The following is a 20,649-nucleotide window of genomic DNA, read 5'->3' on the forward strand; positions in this document are numbered from 1 at the left end:
ACATATCCGGACACATGAAACGAAACGTCGTCCCGACCCTCCGACCCGGAGACATCCCGAGGAATCACGAGGTGCTACGTGCTGTCGCTTCAGGGCTGACCGACGTCGGCCTCCAGCGGGATCACAACGAGGACAGCTATGCCGTGCTGTCCGAGTATGATCTCTTCATCGTTGCCGATGGCATGGGAGGACATCGCGCTGGAGACGTTGCCAGCCGGATGGCCACCGAGTCGATCGCCGACTTCTTCCGGACCACCGCCCGCGAGGACGCGACCTGGCCCTTCCACTTCGACACGAGCCTGTCTGAAGAGGAAAACCGGCTGGTCGCGGGGATCCGGGTCGCAAACCGGCAGATCTTCGAGCGGAGCCTGCGCTCACGCGACTGCGCTGGCATGGGGACGACGGTCGTCGGCGCGCTCTTCTCTCGAAAGAAGAACCGCCTCTACGTCGGGCATGTCGGAGACAGCCGCGCGTACCGCGTACGCGGTGGACTGATCGAGCAGCTCACCAGGGATCACTCCCTGTTCAACGACTACATCGCCGCCATGCCCGACCTCACCGAGGAGCAACGGGCCGAGCTGCCCCGCAACGTCATCACCCGCGCGCTGGGCATGCAGGACAATGTGGTCGTCGACCTGATGAGCGACGATCCCCAGATCGGTGACGTCTTCCTGCTTTGCTCGGACGGGCTGAGCGGCATGCTCGCGGACGAGCAGATCCTCGAAACGGTCCAGTCGACAGGAGACGTGTCCGAGATCTGTCGCCGGCTCGTCACGCGCGCGAACGAGCATGGAGGTGACGACAACATCACCGTCCTGGCGATTCGCTTCCAGGAAGAGGGTGCCCTTCCGGATCCTCTGGATGCTCCCACGGAGCCCGAGGGCGTCGCGATTCATGCCTCGGACTTGCAGGCGGCAAGCGAACAGGTCACGCCCACGGCGCCCATCGCCGCCCCGACGCGACAGTCTCCCCCCGACGAGTCCTGAGTCCCCCCCAGCGCTGACCGACCAGGCCGCTGCGCTCGACGCTCGAGAGCGCAGCGCTCGCGGTCTGTCGCGCTCAGCGCGTCACTCTTCCTCTCCCAGATCGCAGTTCTCGAAGAGCACGTAGCTCTCTCCGAGCGCGCAGACGCTGCCCTGAAGGTGGTTCATCTTCGGGCACGAGAACACGAGCCAGGCCTTGCCACCGCTGACGCGCTGGTCGTCGGGACGCTCGTCCGGGAACCAGAAGTCGCACGGCTCATCGGCGTCCGAGTTGACGCTGCCTGCCTGGAGTTCCTTGGAACGGAAGGTGACGCTGCCCTTCGCCGGGGCGGCGCGCGATGCGCTCGAAGAGAGCGACGAGACGGTGACGGCGAGAATGTTCAGATCCTGCTGGATGCGCCCCTTGACCAGGTAGGTGCCCGAGCCGGAGACGGTGCATTCCACCGAGGCGCCATTCTGTCCGTCGGAGATTTTTTCCCCCGGATCCGTCGCGGTGGGTGAGCCGACCTGCGCCCGGTGCGTGTTGAGCTGACACTCCGCGGGCGGGCTATCGAGCCACTGGACGTCGAAGCCCCCCCTGGGCGTCGGCGGAGGCGGATCACTGCACCCGTAGGCGAAGAGCGAGGCGATTCCGAAGACGGGGATGAGAGCGATGCGGGGCAAGCTCATGACGCGCTCCAAGATGCCAAGGGCGGCACAGACACGCCGCCTCCAGCTTGTAGCGCACTCGGGTCTGGCCGAGCAAACCCTACCGGGTGGCGCGGGCGAGAGCCTGCTCGATATCGCCCCACAGATCGGCCTCGGCCTCCAGCCCGACCGAGAGCCGAACCAGCCCATCGGAGATACCCAGCGCCGAGCGTGACGCTTCGGGCACCGACGCGTGGGTCATGATCGCCGGGTGCTCTGCGAGCGACTCCACGCCCCCCAGGCTCTCGGCGCAGGAGAAGATCTGAAGTCCCTCCAGGAAGGCCGTCGCTGCCGGCAATCCCCCGCGCAGGACGAGGGAAATCATCGCGCCAGGCCCCTTCATCTGACGGTCGATCAGCGCCCGATCGGGGTGGGACGCGAGCCCCGGATAGTAAACGCGCTCCACGGCGGGGTGCTGCTCCAGGCGTGTCGCGATCGTCGTGGCCGTCGCGCACTGCGCCCGCACCCGAACGCCCAGCGTCTTCAGCCCCCGGAGCACCAGGTAGCAATCGAAGGGGCTGGGGACGGCACCAAGGGCGTTCTGCAAGAACGCGAGCCGCTCGGCCAGCGCCCCGTCCGAGGTGATCAGGGCGCCGCCGACCACATCGGAGTGGCCGTTCAAGTACTTGGTGGTCGAATGCAGCACCACGTGGGCCCCGAGCTCCAGAGGCCGCTGCAGCACGGGTGTCGCGAACGTGTTGTCCACGACCAGGGTCACCCCTCGCTCCCGCGCGATGGTGGCGAGCGCTGCGACATCGAACACCTTGAGCATCGGGTTGGTGGGCGTCTCGAGGCAGATCATCCGCGTCGCCGGCGTGATGGCGGCCCGCACGCGATCGAGATCGTGCAAATCGAGGAAGGACGAGCCGATGCCCATCGGCCGCATGACCTTGTCCAGGAGGCGGAACGTCCCGCCATAGAGATCGTCACCCGCGAGGACGTGGTCACCTGGTCGGAGCGTATGCAGAAGCACCGCCGTGGCAGAGCTGCCGCTCGAAAACGCCAGCCCGTGCTTGCCGCCCTCGATGGTCGCGAGGCAGTCCTCCAGCGCCTTCCGGGTCGGGTTTCCACTGCGTGAGTATTCGAATCCCTTGTGCTGGCCGGGCCGCTCCTGGGCGAAGGTGCTGGCGAGCACGATGGGCGTCATCACGGCGCCGCTGGTCGGATCCGGAGGCTGGCCAGCGTGAACGGCGAGGGTGTCGAGAGAGAGTCCTTGATAGCTCCGGTCCGGCTTCATCGCGGCCACCTTATCACCGCTCGTTCCCTTCGTCGTCCAGCGCGTCGAGCAGCGCACGAGCGCATGGCCGCTCATCGGGATCGCGGGCGAGCGCTCGCAAGAGAACGTCGCGTGCGCCCGCTGCCAGCGTGGTGTCGTCTTTGAGCGGATCGAGCAGGAGACCGTGCTCCCCGATCTCTGCCAGCGCGGCTGCCTCCTCGCGCGCCCGCGTGAGCGCTTCACCTGTCGTGAACCAGGCCAGTGCGGCGGCGAGCGAGTACAGATCGGCGGCCTGGGTGGGCGCCGACTCTCCCCTCGCCACCTCGGGCGCCACGAAGGGGAGCGTGCCTCGGTCGTCCGTCGCGAGATCGGCGGGCATCCCCTCGAACCGCGCTGCGCCGAGATCGACGAAACGCACGTCACCGATGGGACCCAGCAGCACGTGATCCGGCGTGATGTCTCCATGGATCAGCCCGAGCGGGCCACCCCCATCGACCCTGCACAGCGCCTGGATTTCCGCGAGGACCTCGAGCGCCGTGCGCACCACGTGGTTCACCAGCGCGCGCGGCGGACGCCTGCCTCGCGCCTGCCAGCCCTCCAGGACGGAGCGGATCGACACGCCGGGCTGGCGCGTCTGGAGGATGAAAGGGCCGTGCCCATCGGAGCCGACCCGGGTGAGCTCCGGGAGCGCCGGGTGCCTCACCAGCGAGAGGACCCTGGCTTCCCTCACGAGCGCCGCTCTGCCTGCGGGCTCCCGCAGCGCGCGCGAGTTCAGCCGCTTGCAGACGAGGAGGCGCCCGCCGTGCTGGACCAGGGCGACGTCGAATACGCTCCCAGCACCCAGGTGCTCGAACAGCGCGGTGCCTTCCGGCGCGGGATACATGATTGCAGGCTGCTCCTCGGCGGGCGTGTCGATGGCGATGACGGGCCGCCAGGATAGCGAAGACCGCGCCTCCGAGCATCGCCCGTCCGGAGCGCGACCCGCACCACCCGCGGCCGTGGCACGATGCTCGAGGCAGGGCCTGCTCGCCCTGGCTGGGATGGCGTGACCCGACGCGCCCCGAATGCGCTCGATCCACCCCGCCCCGGTCAATCGAAGCGTGTCAGGCGTCCATGTCATGAGTTCATTGAATTCACATTCGCCTGGAGGCGCAGGATCGTGGCCAAAGAAGCGCTTCGCTCAGGAATCCGTTTCATTGCAACGAATCGACGAACGGCCCTCCTGGACTTGCTGTGTTCTTGACCTTATCATTGGCTTTAGGGGCCGGAGATCGTGGCGGTGATGCACGACCGAAGACGGAGGCGTGCGCCCACGTCGATAGACCATCACGGTCTCGTGGCAGCTGAAGAAGGAGACCGAAAGAATGAGCCAGGTATGGAAGTTCATCTACAAAACCACGATTGCGCCATTCTTCATACTGACGACGGTGGGATGCATCTCTGATTCGCCGGACGCGGACGGCGCGGACGAGCGAGAGCTCGACGGTCTACTCGCCGAGGCCCGGCACGATGACGCGCCCACGAGGGCCAAGCTGCGCATCCCCCTCACCGATCTCGGCCTCATCAAGGGGACCTACATCGTCCGGCTGGCGGAGAACGCCGTCCAGCAGGACGACCCGGGGAAGGTCATGGTGGCAGAGCGGCGCCGCCGGCTCGCCGAGGGCATGGTCGCCCGGGTGGGGCTCCCCAAAGCGGCGCTCCGCCACGTCTACGAGAGCGCACTGAACGGCTTCGCCGCCGACATGACCGAGGCCGAGGCGCTTCAGCTCGCCGACGATCCCGCCGTGGAGTTCGTGGAGCAGGACCAGGTGATGCAGACGACCCTCGCCTGGGGCATCGATCGCATCGACCAGCGCAGCCTGCCGCTCGATGACGTCTACACACCCGGCCACGCCGACGGCCGCGACGTCCATACCTACGTCATCGATACCGGCATCCGCGCGACCCACAATGAGCTGGCCGGTCGAGTCGGCCCTGGCCGCGATCTCGTGGACGGCGACGACACCCCGGTCGATTGCCACGGCCACGGCACCCACGTCGCAGCCTCCCTCGCCGGCAAGACCCACGGCGTCGCGCCCGGGGCCACCATTCACGGCGTGCGGGTCCTCAACTGCAATGGCTCGGGCTCGAACGCCGACGTCATCGCCGGCATCGATTGGGTCCGCCTCAATCACGTGAAGCCCGCGGTGGCGAACCTCAGCCTCGGCGGCGGCGTCTCGCAAGCCCTCGACGACGCCGTGGCGAGCGCGATCAGCGCTGGCGTCACCTTCGCCATCTCCGCTGGCAATGACAACAAGAGTGCGTGCGACTCCTCCCCGGCGAGGACGCCTTCCGCAATCACGGTGGGCTCAACCACCAACACGGACGGGCGCTCCTCGTTCAGCAATCTCGGGCAATGTCTGGACATCTTCGCGCCGGGCACCAACATCGTGTCGGCCTGGTACACCAGCAACACGGCGACGAAGACGCTCAGTGGCACCTCGATGGCCAGCCCCCACGTGGCCGGTGCCGCAGCGCGCTATCTCTCCAGCCATCCGAGCGCCTCGCCTCAGGAGGTCCGGGACGCCCTCGTCCAGGCCGCCACGGTCGACAAGATCACGGGAGCTGGGACCGGCTCGCCCAACCGGTTGCTCTATGTGGGGATCGAGACAGCCGGACCTCCGCCGTCCCCGTCCCCGTCCCCGTCCGGTAGCCTGCGGAGTGGCGTCCCCCTGACCGGCCTGAGCGCTCCCGTGGGCGCCTGGATACACCATACCTTCCCGGTACCCGCCGGCGCAGCGCGTGTCCGATTTCAGATGTCCGGAGGTGTGGGTGACGCCGATCTCTACGTGAAGCGCGGGGCCCAGCCCACGGTCACGAGCTACGATTGCCGACCGTACTTGCTCGGCAATGTGGAAACTTGCACCTCGAACAATCCGGCCGAGGGGATGTATCACGTCTCTATCAGGGCCTACGGCGCCTTTTCCGGCGTATCGCTCGCCGCCAATCTCGAATAATCCCGCTTCTTCGTCGGGAAACCGAGGAACGGGCCAGCGCGCAATGCCAGGCCCCTGCTGACGGTCTCTTTTTCGTGCCTCCCGCGCGATGACTCGCGTCGAGCGTCACGGGACCGAGCGGCCGAACGACAACCTTTCGGTTCGCCGCCACCTCTCCAGCTTTTCACATCGAAGTTTTTCGGTCGTCATGGCCCGATGACCCCATCGCTCGATCCCTCGGCGAGCTGGTCTGGCCGGAGATTGCCGCAAAACGCCATTGAGCCGAACTGCATGACAGTTTTCCTCGATCCGTGCTGTGCGATCGCAAATTTGAAGGAGACAGTCCGGATTCGTCACTTGGTATCTTTATCGATCTATCAATCCTCGAACAGATCAAGTAAATCGCTATCCCGCAACCTCGCACCACGGCGCTTCGCGCGTGGATGGCGCTGGTGCATCGGCTGAGCGTGCGGAAGGAGTCGCGTGCATGATCCCTGTGGGTACGAAGAAGAACAGCGGACTTGTCCTCGGGATTGCCTTGGCTTTTGGCGGCCTGTCCATGACAGGTGTCGGCTGTGTCGCCGACAGCGTTGACGAGGGAGATGGGGTCGACGAGGTCGGCACCAATCTGATGTCCTTCGAAGAGTTCGAAGCGAGCGTATACCGGGAGAAAGATTCCGGTGTTTACATCGTCAATGGCGACGAGCCGATCGCGGACATCAAGCTGCTCCGGGAGTACTGGGAGAGCCACGTTCGTGAAGGGGCACTGATCGTCCACAGGCGGGGCAGCGCCGACGCGAAGTGGAACGACACGCAGAAGGTGAACATCACCTATTGCGTGAGCACGACCTTCAACAACAACCACAACACCGTCGTGCAGGCCATGGCCTCGGCGGCGGCGGCGTGGGAAGCGGTCGCGAACGTCAAGTTCGTCTACCTCAGCAACCTGAACAGCAACTGCACCGCGTCCCAGTCGGGCGTCGTGTTCGACGTTCGACCCGTCAATGCCGGCGGTCAGTACCTCGCTCGCGCCTTCTTCCCCGGCGACTCGCGCTCGGTCAGCAACGTGCTCATCGACAGCTCTTCCTTCTCCACCAGCCCTCCGCTCACCCTGACGGGCATTCTCCGGCACGAGCTCGGCCACGTGCTCGGCTTCCGGCACGAGCACACCCGCCTCTCCTCGACGGGCTGCTACGAAGATTCGAACTGGCGCGAGCTCACGACCTATGACGCTGCGTCCGTCATGCACTACCCGCAGTGCAATGGTACGGGTGACTGGTCGCTGACGCTCACCCAGCGGGATGCTCAGGGGGCGGCACTGCTCTACGGCCAGCCCGGCAGCGGCGGCTCTGGCGGCAGCGGTGGCTCCGGCGGCAGCGGTGGCTCCGGCGGCAGCGGCGGCTCCGGCGGCAGCGGTGGCTCCGGCGGCAGCGGTGGCTCCACGACGCAGAACGTGTCCGGCAGCGTGTCGACCAACCAGTTCGTGCAGGTGGGCTCCTTCGACGTGACTGCGGGGACGACGTTCTCCGCGGTGATGACGGGCACGGGCGATCCCGACCTGTACGTGCGCTTCGATGCGGCGCCCACCCTCAGCGCCTACAATTGCCGTCCCTACGCGGCCGGCGCTTCGGAGACCTGCACGCTGACCGTTCCCTCGGGGACGACGAAGGCGTTCATCGGGGTGAATGGATACACCTCTGGCACGTTCAACATCGCCGCCACCTACACGCCTCCCGCGAGTGGCGGCGGCACGGTGCGGAACGTCTCGGTGAGTGGCTCCGTCGCGGCGGGCGCCAACGCGCATCACGGTCCCTACGCCGTGATCCCCGGGACGCCGTTCACGGCTGCCATGACGGGCAGCGGCGATCCCGACCTCTACGTGCAGTTCGGCGCCCAGCCGAGCCTCAGCTCCTACGCCTGCCGCCCGTACCTCTCGGGTGCTTCCGAGAGCTGCAACCTGACCGTTCCCGCGGGGCAGACCCAGGCGTACGTCATGGTGAACGGCTACACCTCGGGGTCCTACTCCGTCGCGCTGACCCACACCTCGCCGTGACACCAGCGGCTTCGGCCGCTCCCGCTCTCGCCCATCTCTCGTAGCGCGAGCGGCTCCGGCCGCTCCCTCCCTCCCTTCACGGCGCTGTCTGCATGATCTCCGCTGCGAGTCCACCTCGCAGCGGCCAGTGCGGCGCTCTCCGTCCCTCCCTCGAACCCCTCACGCCGCTGGCAACCACCCCCCGCTGTGGCGAGCTGCCATCCGGGATGGCCTGTGCTCGAATGGCCATCGTGAAGTCTCCGCCCGAACAGCCAGAGCCCTGCCCGCTCTGCCAGCGGCCGAACCATCACCCATCGGACCACCACCTCGTGCCCAAGTCACGTGGGGGGCGGGTCACCGAGACCCTCTGTGCCGACTGTCACCGCGGGATTCACGCCACCTTCACGAACAAGGAACTCGAGAGCACCTACAACACGGCCGAGGCGCTGCTCTCGCACGAGGGATTCCGCAAGATGGTCGAGTTCATCGCCAAGCAGGACCCTGGCGGCAAGGTGCGAATGCGGGTAACGAAGGCCCGCGGTACACGCCGGCGCAGCGGCTGACGAGCTGGCCCACCCCGCCTGGCGCGCACCGAGCCCACGAGGGAGGCACCATGGCCGCGACCATCGATCACATCACCATCAACGTGCGCGACCGCGCTGCATCCACGAAGTTCTACGAAAAGGTCCTGGCGGTGCTCGGGATCAAGCTCCACCTCGTGCACGGCGCCTTCGCGGGCTTCGGTCGCGGCAAGCCGGAGTTCTGGATTGCCGAGGGCCCTGGGGCCTTCCAGACGGCAGAGCACCTCGCGACCATCACGCCCGTCCACGTGTGCTTCAGCGCCGAGACCTGCGAAGAGGTGGATGCCTTCTACCGTGCCGCCCTCGAAGCCGGCGGCAAAGACAACGGCGCCCCTGGAATCCGCGCGCAGTATCACCCTGGCTACTACGGCGCGTTCATCCTGGATCCCGACGGTCACAACATCGAGGCCGTCTGTCATTTCGGCTGAGGCGCTCCCGGTCGCAGCAACGAGACACCCAGACCGTCTGTCATTTCGGCTGAGGCGCTCCAGGCCGCAGTCCCGAGCTGGAGGGCATCGTGAGCGCTCCACGCCTCGGAGAGCCGACCGAGGAGCCCTCGCCGGGCCGGAGAGAGGTCGACCGACGATAAAGCACGGCAGCTTGCTTGCTCAGCGCTCCCGTGCCCGCGCTCACAGTCGCCCAACTGCCCCGCAGGGCAGGTCGTCGCACCGCGCGCGTGAGAACGTCGCACCGCCGCGGCGCATCACGTCGCTGGTCTCACCGGTTCATCCCTGTGAGCGTTCTCGTTGCGCCTGGCACTACGTACAGTGCACCGAGATGTTCGATCCGACCTGCCGAGACAGGCTTCGCGTGCGACTTGTTACCGAATCAAAGAAGATTAGGGTGAGTAACGGGACTCGAACCCGCGACAACTGGAGCCACAATCCAGTGCTCTACCACCTGAGCTATACCCACCGAGTGTTGCCTTTGGGGCGACGGGGCGGAGAGCATACTCAGAACGCCTCGGAGTGCAATCCCGTTGATCGCATCTGGACGACATCCTCGAGCACCCTGCCTGGATGAGGTGAAGCTCACAGGATCGAGCGACCCCCGTCTCCTCGTTGCTCCAGCCCCTGCAACTCCACGAGCCGTCCGGAAAAGACACCACAGAACGACTTCTGGCAATGCAGCCGCTAGCGACAAGCGTCGAGTGGCACCCCAGGGCAGCCAGTGGCGCCTCAGGGCAGCCAGTGGCGCCTCGGGGCAGCGCAGGATGCCAGGGCGGTGGTCCCAGAGCAGCGTCGGGATACCGGGCGGGAGTGGCGCCTCGGGGCAGCGCAGGATGCCAGGGCGGTGTCCCAGGGCCGCGCAGGATACCGGGGGGGAGCGGTGTCCCAGGGCCGCGCAGGATGCCAGGCGAGAGCGGTGTGTCAGGTCTGAGCCGAGTCGGTGGGGGAGGGGAGTGAATCCCCTCTCGCTGGCAGGGAAGGGCGCGAAGGCGCCGCGACAGGGAGGGGGAGCGTTCTGGCGAGCATCCTGGCGAGGGAGTGCCAGGCACTCTGGCGTGCGAGGGGAGAGCTTTCCCTCGGGAGCCGTCAGAGGTTCGGCCAGTGTCGCTGCGCGTGGCGCCGCGCCCGATCGATCTCCGACTGATGCCGTGGCGACACGGGCCCGTGCAGCTCCACGTCCTCGCTCTCGTCGCGCCCGGCGCCATCTCCGTCGCCGCCGGCCACCTCGGGCGCGTCTGCGGTGAGCGCGCGCAGCGTCGCCGCGACCGACGTCTCCAGCGCGGTCAAGCTGTACCCGCCCTCCAGGATCAGCCCGAGGCGCCCCTCTGCGCTGGTCCGGGCGGCCGCGCGGAGCTTCTTCGTCATCGACCCGTACCCCGAGGCCGTCACCCGCATGGAGGCCAGCGGATCCCGCTCATGTGCGTCGTACCCGGCCGACACCAGGATCAGCTCCGGTGCATATTCCGCCAGCACGGGCAGCACGATCTGATCGAACGCGGCGCAGTACACCGCGTCGTTGGCGCCTTCCGACAGCGGCACGTTCACCGTGTAGCCGCGGCCCTCGCCCTCGCCCACCTCCGTCGTCATCCCGGTGCCCGGGTAGAACGGCCACTGGTGCAGGGAGATGAACAGGACCCGTGGATCCTGCCAGAAGATGTCCTGGGTCCCGTTGCCGTGGTGCACGTCCCAGTCGACGATGGCCACGCGCTGGAGGCCCCGTTGCAGCGCCCCGTAGGCCGCGATGGCCACGTTGTCCAGCAGGCAGAACCCCATCCCCACCCGCCGCGTGGCGTGGTGTCCCGGCGGACGCAGGAGCGCGAACCCGACGCTGGGCGAGCTGGCACCTGCTGCACTGGGCGATGGCTGATCGAGCAGCGCGTCCACCAGCGACAGCGCACCTCCAGCGGCCCGGCGCGACGCGGAGAGCGACACCGGGGACAGGTAGGTGTCCGCGTCGAGCATCGTCCACTGACCCTCCAGCTCCTGCAGCGTCTTCAGGTAGGCTGGCTCGTGCGCGCGCAAGATCTCCTCGTCCGTCGCGTCCCGGGGCGTGAGCATCAGGGGGCGTAGCCCCTCGTCCACGCAGCGTTCGACGGCCCGACGCGCGGCCGCGAGGCGTTCGGGGCGCTCGGGGTGGTGACCGCGCGCCTGATGCTCGTCGAACAGCGGGTCGTCCACCATGTGCACGGCGCCGTGGGGCGACGGCACGCGCGCGCTGCGGGGCTCGGAGAACGCCCGCGTCGCCTCTTCAGGGTGCTCGGCAGTGTCGGACGAAGCGGAGCTCAAAGGCTCACCGGATCCATCCTTCTCGCGTAGCGCCGACGGAGGTTCCTGGCAACGCCGGAGACATGTCCCCTCCGCACGATCGTCGACGCGCGCTCCACGCGACTTTTCCCGCGGAGCCGCCCTCGACATGCTGACAGCCATCCCTGGACTGGCCCGAACGGGCGTGACGACTCTGGCATCGACGGCTGGCCCTCCACGGCTGCCCCGGACCCGGACCCGGCCATGGAAAGCGCGCTCGCGGTACGGGGTCCTGGTGTGCGCTTGTGACCCCCGGCACCGAACTCCGCGTGCGGTCGATGGCCTCGGCGTGCGCCGCCCTGCCCTCGACAAACGATGGAGCACCGAAGGACGGCTCACCAACGATCCCGGACGCCACGCGCGCCACGGTTCGTGATCCAACCATCGTCGCCGCCCTCGTGGCCTTTGCGGCTTTCACGGCTCTCGTGGCCTTCACGGCCTTTCCGCGCCGGCCGTACGGTGCTCATCCGACGCCCCGACCGACGACGCGGAGGAGCGCCTTTCTTGCCGCCCCCCCATGGGCCTTGCTAGCTACTGGGACGGAGCGGTCCATCATGCGAACGGCGCTCACCGCAGCTCTCCTGGGTCTCCTCGCGCTGGGCGCCACCGCCTCCGGATGTGCCGAGCAGCGCGCTGCGGGTCCTCCGCCGGCCCAGAGCACCGCCAACGTACCCATGACGGCTCCCTCCGCGGGACCGCAGGGCACGCCGCCTCTGCTCGCCGCTGCCGTGGCCCTCACGCCTCCTGCCTCCCGCGCACCGACCCCTTCCTGGGTCGACGCCATGCGCCTCGACCGCTTCGCGGAGGCCGCCGAGCAGCTCGACACGCTCCCCGAAGCCGATCGCGCGCGTCCCGAAGTCCGCTACGCCCGCGCTCGCGTCGCCCTCGCGCTCGACGACCCCGAGCTGGCCGTCTCCCTGCTCCACGCCCTCGAGGCCGAACTGCCCTTGCTCGCCGCGGACATCGCCCGCCACCGCGCCGAGGCCGCATTCGAAGCAGGCCCTCACGCCGAGGCCGCGGCGTACTTCGCCAGCTCGAAATCTCCTCGCGACCTCCCCCGCGCCGCCGAGGCCTACGCCCGCGCTGGCGACATCCCCCAGGCGCTCGCCTTCGCCAACCGTGCCGTCGCCGCGGCCCAGCGCAGCAAGAACAAGAACGACGAAGCCGTCGCCCGCCTCGCGCGTGCCCATGTCTTCCGCCTGGCCGCCGCGCCGCGCCCCCAGAAGCCGCGCGGCACCGGCCCGATCCTCACCGCGCCCGCCGCAGCGCGCGTCACCCGGACCGTCCCGCGCATCGAGCCCCTCCCTTCCAGCCCCGTCGGAGCCATGGCCTCCGCGGGAGCCGCGACGTCGGCTGAAGCGACCTCAACGTCGGCGGGAGCGACCGCTGGCTCGGCGCCCACCGCGGCCCCCTGGGCCCCCTGGGCGCCCACCGCGGCCACCCCTCGACCCCCCAGACCCCATGCCGCCACGGCCAAGCTGCCTGCGCCCCCTGCGGCTCTCGCCGATCTCCGCTGGATCGCACGCAGCGCTCCCACGACGCCCTCGGGCCAGGAAGCCCGCGAGACCCTCGCCCTCCTCGGCACGCCCCTCACCCCTGCCGAGCGGCTCGACATCGCCGACGCCCTGCTCGCCGGCGGCCGCCCTGCCGAAGCCGTCGTCGAGCTGACCAAGCTCGGCCCCTCGGCCACCCTGACCCGACCCGATCTCCAGCACCGCCGCGCCACCGCCCTCTACCGGGCCCGCGACAATGCCGCCGCCGCTCGGGCTTTCCTCGAAGCCGCCGCCTCCCCGACCCCGCGCCAGCCCGAGCAGCTCTACTACGCCGCCCGCTCCTTCCTCCGGCAGGATCAGAAGAACGACGCCATCACGCGCCTCCGCGAGGTCGTTGCCAAGTTCCCCCGCACCTCCTGGGCCGACGACGCCAGCTACCTCCTCGGCCAGATCTACCTCCAGACCGGCCGCTACGCCGAAGCCGCCAAGCAGTACACCCAGTTCCTCGGCCGTGCCCCGCGCAGCAACCGCCGCCACGACGCCGAGCACGACCTCGCCCTCGCCCTCATCTCCTCCGGCGATCCTGCTGGCGCCCGCACACGCCTCGCGACCCTTGCCAAGAACGCCCGCCGCGTCGACGACACCGCGCGCCTCAAGGAACTCGAAGGCCTCGCTGCCCTTCGCGCCGGCGATCGCGCGGGCGCCATCCAGCTCTGGAGCGACGTCATGCGCTCCTACCCCCTCTCCTGGGGCGCCCTCACCGCGCGCGCCCGCCTCGTTGCCGCGGGGGCCGAGCCTCCTCCGCTCCTCGCCCCGCCGACCACGACCCCGCCTGCGCCCCTCGCCATCCAGCTCCCGCCCACCGCGGCCCTCCTCACGTCCGTGGGCCTCGACGCCGACGCCGAGCGCTGGGTCGCCGACAACGAGCGCACCGTCTCCGCCCCGTACGGCGCCCGCTCCGGCGAAGCCCTCTGCTCCCTCTACGGCGAGCTCACCCGCGCCAAGCGCCGCTACCGTGTCGGCGTCAACGCCGTCGCTTACGACACCCTGAAGCGCGCCCCCTCCGACGCCGAGCGCTGGGCCTGGGAGTGCCTCTACCCCCAGCCGTACCTCCCCATCGTCAACACCCTCGAAGACGAGCAAGGCGTCCCCCGCGCCTTGATCTACGCCCTCATGCGCCAGGAAAGCGCCTTCGATCCCGTCGTCGTCTCCCCGGTCAGCGCCGTCGGCCTCATGCAGCTCATGCCCACCACCGCCGCCCGCGCAGCCAGCGAGATGGAGCTGCCCTTCGAGCCCAGGAGCCTCGAGCGCCCCGAGATCAACCTCCGCCTCGGCACCTATTACATCGCCAAGCTCCTGCGCATGTTCGACGGCAGCCTCCCCCTTGCCGCCGCCGCGTACAACGCCGGCCCGCAGGCCGTCGCGAGCTGGCTCGCCGACGGCGTCGAGCAGGACACCGACCTCTGGGTCGCTCGCATCCCCTTCGGCGAGACCCGCCATTACGTCAGCCGCGTCCTTGCCAACCTCGCCCGCTACCAGTGGCTCGCTGGCGGCGACGCCGCCGTCCCCCTCGCCCCGCTCACCATCCCCACCGGCATCCGCGCCCCTTCCGACGCCTACTGACCGCCGGGCGCCCCTGCGGGCTGGCCGTGCGCCGTGGACATGGTCGCTCGCCAGGACGCCGGAGCCCGGACTTGCGCCCTCGCCCTCACGCGTACAACGTGGAGCGCAGTGGCCAGGGTTGGAAATCGCCGCCTCGCCCTCCGCGACCGCACCTTGCGCGTCCACGCCTACCGTGACGCCCGCCTCTTCGGCGCGGTCGCCGCCTGGTCATTCTTCGCCTTCGCCCTGCTGACGACGGTGAGCATCGGCTTCCCGATCGTCCGCCACCTGCCCCTCTTCACCTCGCTCCTCGCCCTCTCGATCATCCTGCTCACCGGCTTCGCCATCGCGGCGGCGCTGATCTGGATCGGGGCCGCCTGGGGCGCCGCCAGCCACCGCGCCTCCATCCGCATCAGCGACGCCCTCTACGCCGAGCGCGGCGGGCGCCGCCTGGAGATCCCCGTTGCTGCCATCCAGCGCGCCCACCTGCGCCGCCGCAACCGCATCCTCACCCTCGTCACCGACCTCGGCACCACCCTCTCCATCTCCATCCGCGGCCGCAACGAGGCCCTTCACCTCCTCGACACCGTCGCCCGCGCCGGTGCGACCGCCTCCTGGCGCGCCCGCGTTTACCTCCCCGCACCACCCCGCGCTCGGGAGATCCTCTCCCTGGCTTACGGCGCCGCCGTGGTGCTCCTCGTCGACCTGCTTCCTGGCACCACGACCTCCTTCGCTACGGCTTGCGGCGCCCTCTTCGGCGTGACCACCTGGTTCATCGCCCAGCTCACGGGCTTTCCGAGGCGCCGCGCCGACCTCCTCGTCGGCCGCGACGGCCTCGCCTTCCGCCGACATGGCCGCGAGCGCTTCATCGCCTTTGCCCGCATCCAGCGCGCCGAACCCACCGAGCGCGGCGTCCGCCTCGTCCTCTCCAGCGGAGAGCACGTCGAGTTCGACCTCACCCCCCCGGCCCTCCGTCGCGCCGCCGAGAGCCTCACCAGCGCCCTCTGCGCGCGTCGATGCGCCCACCTCCTCCACCTCATCGAGGAGCCCCGCGCGCTGTCCGAGACCTCCCCCGTCGCCGACGAGCTGCTCGCTCGTCGTGGCCGCCCCTTGCCCGACTGGCAAGCTGCCCTCCGCGGCCTCGTCACCGACGAAGGGGCTACCTACCGCACCGTCACCCTCGCCCCCGAGCGTGCCCTCCAGGTCCTCGAAGATGGCCGCGCTCCCCTCGAACTGCGCATCGGCGCCGCCATGGCCCTCGCCCCCACCCGCGAGCGCAACACCTCGCGTCGGCTCCGCCTGGCCATCGCCACGAGTGCCAGCGAGGAGGTCCGCACCGCCCTCGAAGAGGCCGCCGAAGGAGAACTCCAGGAAGCCACCCTCGCTCGCGCGCGCATGGCCGTCGGAGATGGGTGAGGTAGGCCACCTGCGACCCACCTCGGAAAGGGGTGAGGTAGGCCACCTGCGACCCACCTCGGAAAGGGGTGAGATAGGCCACCTGCGACCCACCTCGGAAAGGGGTGAGATCGGCCACCTGCCTCCCCGCCTCCGGCTCCGGACGGATTTCCGGTGCCTGGTCCACGCCGACCTCCACGAGGCCGTGAACTGCCGGATCCCCTCGCAATCCGGCGTGATCAGGTCGCCGGTCGCGCGTTCGCTACCTTGTTGAAACGTAAACAAGGTCGCGGCACGGCGTCCGCGACCTTGTTGAAACGTAAACAGGGTCGCGGCACGGCGTCCGGGAGGTCGGCGTAACGTGATCAAGGTCGCGGCACGGCGTCCGCGACCTCGTTGAAACGTAAACAGGCTCGCGGCACGGCGGCGGGGAGGTCGGCGTAACGTGATCAAGGTCGCGGCACGGCGTCCGCGACCTCGTTGAAACGTAAACAGGGTCGCGGCACAGCGGCGGGGCGGTCGGCGTAATGAAAATGTGCTTGAACTAGGGCGTGTCCCTAAATTCGCAGCCAGCAGAGAACGCAGGCCAGCGTCACTATCGCGGCGTAGTTGCGAACCGTCTTCTCGTACCTTGTTGCGAGTCGGCGCGCCCCCTTGAGTAGGTTGAACGTACACTCGACGGCAGCACGCTCCTTGTAGAGGTGCTGATCGTGGGGGATCTGTGGCTTGCGGTTGACCTTGGATGGGATGACCGCGATGGCCCCCAGGGCGTCCAGCTGGGCTCGAATGTCGTTGGTGTCGTAGGCCTTGTCCGCGAGGAGACAGCGGGGCGCACTGCGCGCGATGAGTTCAGGAGCCGCGATGATGTCGTGACGTTGACCTTCGGTAATGATGAAGTCCAGCGGTAGACCCAAGGCATCGACGGTCAAATGCACCTTCGTTGACAGACCTCCGCGAGAGCGCCCAATGCACTGACCCTGGCTCCCCCTTTTGCCCCCGCCGCGTGCTGATGGGCGCGAACGATCGTCGAGTCGATGCTGATCCACTCGTCGTCGATGTCTGTCTGCAGCACCTTGAACAACCGTTGCCACTTGCCGGTTTTGGACCAGCGGTCGAAGCGGTTGAACACGGTTTGCCAGGGACCGAATTCCGTTGGCAGGTCCCGCCACGGGGCCCCCGTGCGGAGGATCCAAAGAACGGCATCCACGAAGAGACGGTCGTCGAGTGCGGGTCGCCCTCTACCCCGCTCACTCGCCAAGAAGCTCTCGATGCGTAACCACTGCTGATCGTTGAGTTGCCGTCGAACTGCCATCGTGGCCTTGCCTCAGCACACTCAGGGCAGGTGGGCCAAGTTTTTGACGATGGGGAAATTTAGGGACAGGCCCTAACCGAACAGGGGGCGCCGGGGTTGGAGTTTCATGACGGTGCAAGGCCCACCTCGTCCCAAAGGGAGGCGTACAGCGTCCACCATGCGTTGCGTCAGGGGATGGAGAACGCCTGGGAACGGTTGACCGGTCCTCCGGCGAAAGCGGGGACCTTCTGGGCTCGAAAGATCGCGGTGATACAGGATGCGGTCGAGGTGGCGGCGAATGGGGCTCCTGTCACCACGGCGAAGCCAACCGTACCGTTGGGGGCGAACGTGACCTGCACCGTGCCACTTCCACGCGGTCCGTCCGCCGTCGCACAGCTCTTCGCATGTGTCGCTGCCTCGAGGAGGACTCGACGCGCGAACAGATCATGAAATGGCCGCGCTGCCATGGGATCGCCTGAAGGCTCTCCGCTCGAGCCCTTCGCGGGCGTGTCGGAGTCGGTGGAGTTTGCCACCTCTTGGACTTTTGCGGCTCGTTTTGCTGGTGTTTCGTCAGCGTTGCCGCTCGGTGCTTCGAGAACGCTTGCTGTCGTCTTTGCAGCATCGAGCCGCTTGCCGTTCGAATCCGACTGGGATTCCTGGCTTCGCTGTGGCGGCGTGGGGAGCGACTCCTGGAGAGGAGCGTCGGTGGGGCGCGCCTCGGCGGCACCGCCGATGCGTGAGGAGGGGGATCGACCAGGATCTGCGCGAACACCGTGCCCAGTTTGTCGCCCGAAAAAGGCAGTTCTCCGGTGAGGGAGCGGTACAGAATGACCCCCAGCGACCAGAGATCGCTTCGATGGTCGATGTTCTTGTCGCCGCGCACTTGCTCCGGACTCATGTAGTAGGGTGAACCCAGGAGTTCCCCGGTGAGCGTCAAGCCTGTGATCTCCTGCTGTCTGATCTCCTTGGCGATGCCGAAGTCGAGGATCTTGGCGATTTCGTACTCCTCCTCGAATGCCAAGAAGATGTTGCTCGGCTTGAGATCGCGGTGAACCAGACCTGCTTCGTGGGCTCGACGCAAGGCCTTGGCCACATGAGTGAAGATGCGAGCGGCGTTCTGGACCGACAGGCTCTGCTCACGCTGGAGGCGCTCACCGAGGTCCTCACCTTGCAGTAGCTCCATCACGAGATAGGGCGTGCTTCCCTCGATGCCGTAATCACCCACGTGGACCACATGGGGGGTCTGGAGGTTGGCCGCAATGCGCGCCTCTCGCTCGAACCGGGCGACGAAGGCCGGCTGGGCAGCGAACTCGGGGGCCATGAACTTGATGGCGACGGGGGAGCCCAGCGTGAGATGTCGGGCTACCCAGACCGAACCCATTCCGCCACGGGAGAGCGGACGCTCTCGTTGGTACTTCCCCCGATGAGGGCTCCGGAGCCGATCTGCATCGCTGGCACGTAAAGAGATGAGCCTGGAACTGTCGGCGACGGTACATGACGAGCGCGTTCGACGCCAAAATGTAAACCACCATGCGTGCTGTGGCTCGCCAGGGCGTTTGAAGTTTCGGGCAGTTGCGCGGGGGCGTCGGGGTACGCGGGGCGTCAGGAGAGGAGCGGGTCGAGCCCAGAGGCGGCTACCCGGGGGCGCTCCTCGGGTCTTCAGGGGCGGGAGTGGCTGGCTACGGGAGCGAGAACAGCTGGTAGCGCCTCACCGGGGCGCCGTTGAAGCGGGGAATGGTGAGCGCGCGGAACTTGGCTTCGATGCAGCGACCGATCTCGGTGTGCGCGAAGGGGGGGCCCATCACGATGGCTTCGTTGACGGTGCCGTTGGGGGTGAACTGTACCTGGAGGCGGCCTCCACCTTTCTCGCTGGTCTGGGTGGCGCAGCTCCTGGCCTGGAGGGCGGCCTGGTCGAGCTGTCGCTGGGCCATGCTCTCGGGGAAGGGTGGCCCCTCCGTGAAGGATGCGGCCTCGGCGTCGACCTCGGACGAGGGGCCCGGTGGCTCGATGCCGATCCGCTCTTTGCTGGAGGAAGTCCGGAGAGACGGGTCCCGGGCCTGGGAAGAAGGTGCGGAGGGCGCTGGGGTCACGTCGGCTCGGGCTCGCCGGTGGAGGGGGGTGCCCGTCGGCCTGGGCGTGTCGTAGGGGGTCTTCGGGGGGAGCGACCGCGGGGGAGGGTGATTGGTCGTCGGTGCGGGCTCGCTGGGATCGTGCGGAGGGGGCGGCATCGCTCGCGGTGGATCCTCCAGCGGGGCTGGCAGTTCCAGGTGGTGTGGGGCCGAGCCTTGCGGAGGCTCGTGGTGACCCACGCCCGACGTCGGCTTGGTCATGGCCCAGCCGGCCAGGATGGTCCCGGCGATGGCGACGACGATGGCCACGGGCGCGATCCACGTGGACGCTGAGGTGTAGGGCAGCACCGCCAGCTCCTCCGAGGGAGGCATCGAGCGCTTGGTGACCGTCGAGGGAGCCGTCGTGTGGAGGTGCTGGTCGGAGCTGCCATCGGCATACGTCTCGTGCTGGGTCGAGAGTTCGCGGCGGGTTTGCTTCATCGTCGGGATCGCGTCGGCGCACGTGCGCGAGGGGGGGGGAGGCGCCTGCGCGTGCCAGTCGACGCCCGAGCGCCGGCCAGGGACGCTGCCTGCGATGAGCGTGACTTGCTCCTCGACGAGCTGGAGCCGCCGCTCGATGAGCGAGGTGATGGGCGGCTGGAGATCGGCGACGCGGTACAGCTCCTCCAGCATGTCGCTCACGGACTGGAAGCGCTTCGTCCGGTCGCGCTCCAGGCACCGCTGGAAGAAGCCGTCGATCGCCTCTGGCAGGTGAGGCGCGGCGCTGGTCGCGCGAGGGACGGGATCGACGAGGATCCTCGACAAGATCGAGCCGAAGTCGTCCCCCGCGAACGGTAGCTCGCCCGTGAGGACCCGGAAGAGGATGATGCCGAGGGACCACAGATCGCTGCGGTGATCGATGTCCTTGTCCCCGCGCACCTGCTCGGGGCTCATGTAATAGGGCGATCCGAGCAGCTCTCCGGTCCGCGTCAGCTCCCACTCGGCGATCTCTCCGCGTCGCCGGCGCTCACCGTCCTTCCGGCCTCGCCGGCGGCGCGTCTCCTTGGCGATGCCGAAGTCGAGCACCTTGACCACCTCTTCGTCCTCCACGGTGGTCAGGAAGATGTTGCCGGGCTTGAGGTCGCGGTGGACGAGGCCTGCCTCGTGCGCCTTGCGCAGCGCCTTGGCCACCTGGGCGAGGATGCGCAGCGCCTCGTGCAGCGGGATGCGACGAACCCGCTCGAGGCGCGCCGCGAGATCCTCCCCCTGGAGCAGCTCCATGACGATGTAGGGATTGCCTCGCTCGATGCCGTAGTCTCCGACGTGGACGACGTGAGGCGTCCGGAGGTTGGCGGCGATTCTCGCTTCGCGTTCGAAACGACCCACGAACGTCGGTAACGCAGCGTATTCGGCGGCCATGAATTTGATCGCGACGGGAGAGCCGAGCGCCACGTGCCGCCCCGCCCAGACCGAGCCCATTCCGCCGCGCGAGAGCGGACGTTCGATCCGGTATTTGCCCCCGACGATGGTCCCTGAAGCAATGTTCATGTCGATGCTCGTGAGAAGTGATTTTGGGAGCTATCGGCGGTTGTT

Annotated in this window: 14 protein-coding genes and 1 tRNA gene; 7 read left to right on the plus strand and 8 right to left on the minus strand. The window is 68.2% G+C overall.

The window, feature by feature from the left end; genetic code table 11:
- The first annotated feature begins 71 nt into the window (after positions 1-71).
- The gene (locus CMC5_RS12735) at positions 72-986 is read left to right on the plus strand and encodes a Stp1/IreP family PP2C-type Ser/Thr phosphatase (protein ID WP_245678418.1); all 915 of its coding nucleotides are present in this window, start codon (positions 72-74) and stop codon (positions 984-986) included.
- An 81-nt stretch (positions 987-1,067) separates the two neighbouring features.
- On the opposite strand, the gene CMC5_RS12740 is transcribed toward CMC5_RS12735, so the two are convergent.
- From CMC5_RS12740 to CMC5_RS12750, 3 genes are all read right to left on the minus strand, one after another.
- Positions 1,068-1,652 (minus strand): hypothetical protein, encoded by a 585-nt coding sequence (locus CMC5_RS12740; RefSeq protein ID WP_156338530.1) that lies wholly within the window; start codon positions 1,650-1,652, stop codon positions 1,068-1,070.
- 79 nt (positions 1,653-1,731) lie between these two features.
- Positions 1,732-2,907, minus strand: coding sequence for a trans-sulfuration enzyme family protein (locus tag CMC5_RS12745; RefSeq protein ID WP_050435868.1), 1,176 nt, complete (start codon positions 2,905-2,907; stop codon positions 1,732-1,734).
- 13 nt (positions 2,908-2,920) lie between these two features.
- Complete coding sequence (locus CMC5_RS12750; RefSeq protein ID WP_245678419.1) at positions 2,921-3,769, minus strand: protein kinase domain-containing protein; 849 nt, start codon at positions 3,767-3,769, stop codon at positions 2,921-2,923.
- A gap of 481 nt (positions 3,770-4,250) precedes the next feature.
- Between CMC5_RS12750 and CMC5_RS12755 the strand changes: the two genes are divergently transcribed.
- The 4 genes from CMC5_RS12755 to CMC5_RS12770 all read left to right on the plus strand — a co-directional run bounded on the left by CMC5_RS12755 (position 4,251) and on the right by CMC5_RS12770 (position 8,902).
- On the plus strand, positions 4,251-5,882 hold the full coding sequence (locus tag CMC5_RS12755; protein ID WP_050430668.1) for a S8 family peptidase: 1,632 nt from the start codon (positions 4,251-4,253) through the stop codon (positions 5,880-5,882).
- A 466-nt stretch (positions 5,883-6,348) separates the two neighbouring features.
- Positions 6,349-7,914: a M57 family metalloprotease gene (locus CMC5_RS12760; RefSeq protein WP_050430669.1), complete on the plus strand. Its 1,566-nt coding sequence runs from the start codon at positions 6,349-6,351 to the stop codon at positions 7,912-7,914.
- Positions 7,915-8,120: 206 nt separating this feature from the next.
- A complete protein-coding gene (locus CMC5_RS12765) occupies positions 8,121-8,456 on the plus strand; it encodes a hypothetical protein (protein WP_063796266.1) in 336 nt (111 codons plus the stop codon).
- 50 nt (positions 8,457-8,506) lie between these two features.
- Positions 8,507-8,902, plus strand: a complete 396-nt coding sequence (locus CMC5_RS12770) for a VOC family protein (RefSeq protein ID WP_050430671.1) — start codon at positions 8,507-8,509, stop codon at positions 8,900-8,902.
- 414 nt (positions 8,903-9,316) lie between these two features.
- Here CMC5_RS12770 and CMC5_RS12775 read toward each other — a convergent pair.
- Both CMC5_RS12775 and CMC5_RS12780 read right to left on the minus strand, forming a co-directional pair.
- Positions 9,317-9,389: transfer RNA gene (locus CMC5_RS12775), tRNA-His, on the minus strand.
- 620 nt (positions 9,390-10,009) lie between these two features.
- The gene (locus CMC5_RS12780) at positions 10,010-11,209 is read right to left on the minus strand and encodes a histone deacetylase family protein (RefSeq protein WP_245678420.1); all 1,200 of its coding nucleotides are present in this window, start codon (positions 11,207-11,209) and stop codon (positions 10,010-10,012) included.
- A gap of 572 nt (positions 11,210-11,781) precedes the next feature.
- Between CMC5_RS12780 and CMC5_RS12785 the strand changes: the two genes are divergently transcribed.
- Entirely contained in the window at positions 11,782-14,343 is a 2,562-nt protein-coding gene (locus CMC5_RS12785; protein WP_050430672.1) for a transglycosylase SLT domain-containing protein, read from the plus strand.
- Positions 14,344-14,451: 108 nt separating this feature from the next.
- Positions 14,452-15,738, plus strand: coding sequence for a hypothetical protein (locus CMC5_RS12790; protein ID WP_156338531.1), 1,287 nt, complete (start codon positions 14,452-14,454; stop codon positions 15,736-15,738).
- Between the two features lie 536 nt (positions 15,739-16,274).
- Here the strand turns inward: CMC5_RS12790 and CMC5_RS42415 are convergent.
- From CMC5_RS42415 to CMC5_RS44395, 3 genes are all read right to left on the minus strand, one after another.
- Positions 16,275-17,029 (minus strand): IS5 family transposase gene (locus CMC5_RS42415; protein ID WP_425394823.1). Its coding sequence is split into 2 segments (ribosomal slippage): positions 16,275-16,718 and positions 16,721-17,029, totalling 753 coding nucleotides; the frame shifts between segments, so codons are not numbered across the junction.
- 289 nt (positions 17,030-17,318) lie between these two features.
- Positions 17,319-18,389 carry a serine/threonine-protein kinase gene (locus CMC5_RS12805; protein WP_050430674.1) on the minus strand — a complete coding sequence of 357 codons (1,071 nt, stop codon included), beginning with the start codon at positions 18,387-18,389 and terminating at the stop codon, positions 17,319-17,321.
- Between the two features lie 298 nt (positions 18,390-18,687).
- Positions 18,688-20,604 carry a serine/threonine-protein kinase gene (locus CMC5_RS44395; RefSeq protein ID WP_050430675.1) on the minus strand — a complete coding sequence of 639 codons (1,917 nt, stop codon included), beginning with the start codon at positions 20,602-20,604 and terminating at the stop codon, positions 18,688-18,690.
- Positions 20,605-20,649 lie beyond the last annotated feature (45 nt).

Source organism: Chondromyces crocatus (assembly GCF_001189295.1).
GTDB lineage: Bacteria > Myxococcota_A > Polyangia > Polyangiales > Polyangiaceae > Chondromyces > Chondromyces crocatus.